Raw genomic sequence first — 5398 nt, 5'->3', positions numbered from 1 at the left:
GTTCAACAGCAGCGGCGGGCTGGTCTGGGCGCGGGCGCTGCAAAGTGTGGAACCCGTCTTTGTGTACGGACTCGATGTGGATGCGGCCGGCGCTGTTTACGCTGCGGGAGCGTTACTTGGCGAAACCGACTTTGATCCGAGCGCCAGCAGTTTCATGCGGACGCCTGCCGGAGACGTCGATGCATTCATCCTGAAGCTCACGCCGACCGGCAATCTGGATTGGGCCGAAACCTTCGGCGGAACCGGCACCGACGCCGCCTTGGGACTCGCCGTCGACTCGCTGGGCGTGATTCATCTCGCCGGGTACTTCCAGTACACGGTCGACTTTGATCCGAATCCGCTGGCGACTTACTACTTGGCAAGTCCCAGCACCATGAGCTGCGCATTCCGTCTTCGATTGCGGCAGGCGTAAGGTGATTGTGGCGTAGGAGAACGGGCGTCTAATGTCGGCATAGAATGCGATCTTCCCTCTCGATTCCGACACGCGCGGGGCCAACGGGTTGGACAGAAATTCCCGCTCGCAATAGTCGTAGGAGGAGTCGAACACTGCTGGAATTCTTCGGAAGAAGAGGAGGTTGAGGCCGAAAACGGCGCAGATTCGGGCGCACTCGGCGCGTAAATTGGCGGCATGGCCGGGGTTTTACTCGGTACCCCGTGTACACATTGTTACCCTGGTCTGCGGTATGGCGGAGAAACAACGCGAGCCCAACACGACCCTTTGGATGCAGAACTGTGTTTGCAACGCCGGTCGTCTCACTCAAACCGATTGCACGGCAGGTCGTGGCCGCGTCGGTGTGTCGCACCGGAGCGATTCGAGCGGCCAAATTGCGCGCTCAGAACGCGCCCAATTGAGCGGGCCCCGACGGGGCCATTCGGGCATTTCGCTTGTGGTCACCAGCTGACGACTCGAAGAGTCGCTTTGAGCGTCAAACTATGTGACTGGAAGCAGGTCGACTGACTCCGCAAGCTGCCATTTCGACTGTGGTTGCTTTTGATTGTTTCGGAATTCCTTGCTGAGCTCAATCTCTGGCCGACCCCGCTAGCGATGCTGGAAAATGTTGTAATTTCGACGTAGTGTACAATGTCGACAATGAAATGGTTTGGTCGTGACAGCCCATGCGTTCTCAGGTCGGAGCAGAAGTGCTTTGAGAGGGACGGCTAACGGAACTTCGATCCTAACGATTCCGTATGCGAGAATATCGTGACCCCCGAAAAATCCGAAAACTTGGCGGCGTCGCCGCGCGGCAGCATCATCAACTCCGCTGCGTATTGCAACGGCGTGCGAGTGGCGATCGTACCCATTCCTGATTTAGGAGACGCCTGGCGCCACTCGGATCGTTTTTTCTGGGTCGGGCTCTACGAACCATCGGAGCCGCTCCTAGCGCATATTCAACAGGCATTTGGTCTACACGAGCTAGCGATCGAAGATGCTCATCAAGCGCATCAGCGTCCCAAGCTGGAAATCTACGACAATTCCATATTCGTCGTAATGCGCACGGCGCGGCTCTGTGAAGGCGGCGAACGCCGCATCGAATTCGGCGAAACGCATGTGTTCGCAGGCCCCCGCTATATCGTAACGGTGCGGCACGGATCGATGAAGTCGCATGTCGGACTGCGCGCTCGCTGCGAAGCCTCTCCCCAACTGTTAGCCAAGGGAGAAGGCTTCGTGCTCCATGCTCTCATGGACTTTATTGTCGATCAGTATTTTCCGATCCTCGACGCACTCCAAGCGGAATTGGATGATTTGGAAGAGCAGATTTTCAGCGGCACCTTTGTGAGAAGCGTTACGGCCCGGCTGTATCACCTGCGGCGCGATTTGCTTGCGCTGAAACAAGCCGTCACGCCGCTGATCGAAGTTTCGGCCCGACTATCCCGAAGCTCGGATTTGGTCCCTCCGGACACGCGACCGTATTTCCAGGACGTCCACGATCACGTCGTGCGCATTGGCGATTTGATTAACAACTTGGAGCAGCTATCTCAAATCGCGCTGGAAGCCAAGTTCGCACTGATTTCCGTCGCGCAGAACGACGACACAAAGCGGCTGGCCGCGTGGGCGGCGATCATTGCCGTGCCCACGATGATCGCGGGTCTCTACGGCATGAATTTCGACTTCATGCCCGAAACCAAATGGGCTTACGGCTACCCCGTGGTTATCGTCGTAATGCTCACCCTCTGCAGCTTGCTTTATCGCTGGTTCCGCAAGGTCAAGTGGCTCTAGAAGTGGCGCCTACGGAAAACTTTGAACATTTGTGCAAGCTGCGTCGATCACAGCGACCTGAGCAGGTTCGATCAAACCACCAGGTGCAATAGGTTGGACAATCCTCTGCAAGTTAGCGATTCACGCGGCTGCTGGCGGTGAAAAACGCCTCGGCAGCCAACTCCAGACAGAGACCTTTCCTCAGTAGTTGTGACAGACAGGGAGGCGTAGTTCTTGCTGAATGAGTGGCTTGCATATTATGCCCAAATTGCCACAAAATGATGTCTCTGTTGCTGCCCGCTGCTTGGGACAATTACATGCCCGCGAAAAAGCCCGTGAAGAAGGCGGCCGCACGGACCACTGCGAAGTCCTCCAAGGTTGCGAAGCCGGCGGCTGCGACGACGTTCGCGTCGAAGACCGCAGCGCCAAAGCTTGCGCCGTCGAAGCCGTCCACCGGGAAGACTTCCGCAGCGAAGGCCCCAGCAGCGCGCATATCGCTTTCGGAAGTCATGACCATCCTGGAGAAGCTCGGCACGGAGCAGACCCGCAAGACGTGGGCGCGGCACGGCGCGAAGGGACCGATGTTCGGCGTCCTCTTCGGCGAACTCTTCAAGTTGATGAAGCGGATCGACGTTGATCACGAACTCGCGCGAGAGTTGTGGGCGACCGGCAATGTCGACGCGCGGAATCTTGCGATGAAGATCGCCGATCCGCGGGCGATGACGCCGGACGAACTCGACCGGTGGGCGATCGAGAATCCAATGCGCATGTGTGGCCTCTACGTCGCAACGCTCGCAGCCGAAGGCCCGCATGCGCGCGACAAGTTGCGCGAGTGGCTGAGCTCGTCGAACGAGCGGCTGCGCGCGACGGGGTGGACGCTACTTGGCCGCCTCTCCGACCTAGACGAGTCGTTTCCCGAGGACCAACTACTCCATAGCATCGAAGTGATCGAGAAGTCGATTCACGCCGCGGCGAACGAAGTGAAGAGCGACATGAACCGGGCGCTGATCACAATTGGCGGTCGGAGTTCTGCGCTGCGGAAGGCCGTGCTCGCGGCGGCGAAGAGAATCGGCGAAGTGACCGTCGACCACGGCGACACAGCCTGCAAGACACCGGACGTCGCCACAACCGTGGAAAAGATGTGGGCTCGCTCCGGTACCAAGTTCGGATCGCCCGCTGCGCACGAGCGCTCGATGAAGTCGATGCGCCGCCGCTGCTGAGGTGTATGGCCGCCACCTTGAATTCAGGAAAGTGCTCCAATAAAACTGCTCAGATTGCCATGTTGGTAGCGTAGAACTTGTCGTCTTAATACTTGGGGACCTTCACTCACGGACTGATCCCGTTTGCAACGCCAGGATCGGCATTTCGGCACGGTCAACAGTACATTCGCATTCTTGAGGAGGCCTCGCTTGCTGTCCCTGCGCCCTTATTGTCTCGCGTCCTTTTCCGTGCTTTTGGCGACAGTAGCGCTTGCCGACGACCGTGCCCGCAATGCGCTAGACAACTGGCCGCAGTGGCGCGGACCGCTCTCGACAGGCACAGCGCCGAACGGTAATCCGCCGCTGGTTTGGAATGAAGCAGATGGGACGAGCATCCGCTGGAAGTCGGAAATCCCGGGTCTCGGCCATTCGACCCCAATTGTCTGGGGCGACCGCATCATGCTCACCACCGCCATTGCTGTTGGGGATGCGCTTCCCCCGCACCCCAGCACGGCGCCGGGCAATCACGATAACCTTCCGGTCACGCATCGTCACAGATTCGTCGCATTGGCGGTCAGTCGGTCAAGCGGCAAGATTCTCTGGCAGCAAACGTTGCACGAGGCACTGCCACAGGAACAGGGGCACCGCACCGGGAGCCTGGCGTCGAATTCTCCGGTGACCGACGGTGAGCACCTGTTTGCCTTCTTTGGCTCGTTCGGGCTGCATTGCCTCGACCTCGACGGCCAGCTTGTTTGGAAAGCCGACTTTGGTCCGATGCAATCGCTCCACGGGCACGGCGAGGGAAGCTCACCGGTGCTTTACCAAGAAACGCTCATCGTCAACTGGGACCACGAGGGAAATTCGTTCCTCGTAGCACTCGACAAAAATACTGGCAACGAGCGGTGGAAGGTGACGCGTGAGGAAGTCACCTCCTGGGCTACCCCTATCATCGTCGAGCATGCTGGAAAACCTCAGGTTATCGTCAGCGGAACGAACCGCGTCCGCGGGTATGATTTGGACAACGGCAAGGTTCTCTGGGAATGCGGGGGACTATCAAGTAACATCGTCGCATCGCCCGTGTCCGGCGACGGAATGGTCTTCGCCGGCAGCAGCTACGACAAGCGGGCCTTGCTCGCGATTCGTCTCGCTGGCGCGGCTGGGGACATCACCGGTACCGACCAAATCGTCTGGAACAGATTTCGCGGCACGCCCTACGTTCCCTCCCCGCTGCTCTACGACGGCGGGCTCTATTTTCTGTCGCACTATCAGGGAATTCTCTCGCGCGTCGATGCGCAAACTGGCGAGGAACGTCCGGGCCCTTTCCGGCTCAAGGAGATTAACAACGTCTATGCCTCCCCGGTCGCCGCCGCCGGTCGCATCTACGTCACCGATCTCGATGGGACAACGGTAGTCGTTAGCAGCGGTGATGTGCCGCGGCTCCTCGCACTGAATCGCCTCTCCGAACCGATCAGCGCCTCTGCCGCGATCGCTGGCCGCCAGCTCTTTCTTCGCGGCCACAAACATCTCTACTGCCTGGAAGGCGACGAGAAGTAAGCGTAGTAAGCCTTGTCTTCGTCCGGTCGATGTGACCGAAGCAGTCTAACGGACGCAACTATTGCCAGAACACGCGCGGTTCAAACGTGGGTTCTTACTGCGTCTCACTCAATGACCAGGCCGACGCGTAAATGACCCATTCCGTCGAACTTCGCGTCCGCGCGGCTGCGCTGAGGCACCCCTATTGAATGATACCGTTTCGTTGGGCAGGCGACTGACGCAAACAGTTCTCGACAACTTTTTTCGTACGCAACGTCCCGCGTGTTTGTTGGACTACGGCGGCCACATCGCTCGAACACAGGGCTGCATATCGCGCCTGCGCAGCGGCTGAGTGCGGTCGGATACCCCTTTAACCGACATTTCCCAGATGGGTTGAGCCGGGAACCGCTCCAAGCTGGGAATGTCGCCTATTTTGACAAGCTGCGTCCCCCTCGGCAAGATTGTGCGG

General features: G+C 58.8%; 5 protein-coding genes. 4 read left to right on the top strand and 1 reads right to left on the bottom strand.

The window, feature by feature from the left end; all coding sequences use genetic code 11:
- Together SGJ19_29620 and corA are read left to right on the top strand one after the other, a co-directional pair.
- On the top strand, positions 1 to 412 hold a 412-nt coding region (locus SGJ19_29620), incomplete at its 5' end, for a hypothetical protein (protein MDZ4784424.1).
- A 789-nt stretch (positions 413 to 1201) separates the two neighbouring features.
- Positions 1202 to 2218 (top strand): magnesium/cobalt transporter CorA, encoded by a 1017-nt coding sequence (corA, locus tag SGJ19_29615; GenBank protein ID MDZ4784423.1) that lies wholly within the window; start codon positions 1202 to 1204, stop codon positions 2216 to 2218.
- 292 nt (positions 2219 to 2510) lie between these two features.
- Here corA and SGJ19_29610 read toward each other — a convergent pair whose 3' ends face one another.
- Positions 2511 to 2708 (bottom strand): hypothetical protein, encoded by a 198-nt coding sequence (locus tag SGJ19_29610; protein ID MDZ4784422.1) that lies wholly within the window; start codon positions 2706 to 2708, stop codon positions 2511 to 2513.
- Between SGJ19_29610 and SGJ19_29605 the strand changes: the two genes are divergently transcribed.
- Together SGJ19_29605 and SGJ19_29600 are read left to right on the top strand one after the other, a co-directional pair.
- Positions 2707 to 3417, top strand: a complete 711-nt coding sequence (locus tag SGJ19_29605; protein ID MDZ4784421.1) for a DNA alkylation repair protein — start codon at positions 2707 to 2709, stop codon at positions 3415 to 3417. The two genes, SGJ19_29610 and SGJ19_29605, sit on opposite strands and share 2 nt — an antisense overlap.
- Positions 3418 to 3645: 228 nt before the next feature.
- The gene (locus SGJ19_29600; GenBank protein ID MDZ4784420.1) at positions 3646 to 4950 is read left to right on the top strand and encodes a PQQ-binding-like beta-propeller repeat protein; all 1305 of its coding nucleotides are present in this window, start codon (positions 3646 to 3648) and stop codon (positions 4948 to 4950) included.
- The last annotated feature ends 448 nt before the right edge of the window (positions 4951 to 5398 follow it).

It is taken from the genome of Planctomycetia bacterium (genome assembly GCA_034440135.1).
In the GTDB taxonomy this organism is placed as follows: domain Bacteria; phylum Planctomycetota; class Planctomycetia; order Pirellulales; family JALHLM01; genus JALHLM01.
Note: the sequence above shows the minus strand (reverse complement) of the source record. Positions and strands in the feature narration are given on the sequence as shown.

Coding starts and splice junctions, on each gene's coding strand:
- SGJ19_29610 (MDZ4784422.1), bottom strand. CDS start 2,708: ATGACTTCCGAAAGCGATATGCGCGCTGCTGGGGCCTTCGCTGCGGAA.
- SGJ19_29605 (MDZ4784421.1), top strand. CDS start 2,707: ATGACCATCCTGGAGAAGCTCGGCACGGAGCAGACCCGCAAGACGTGG.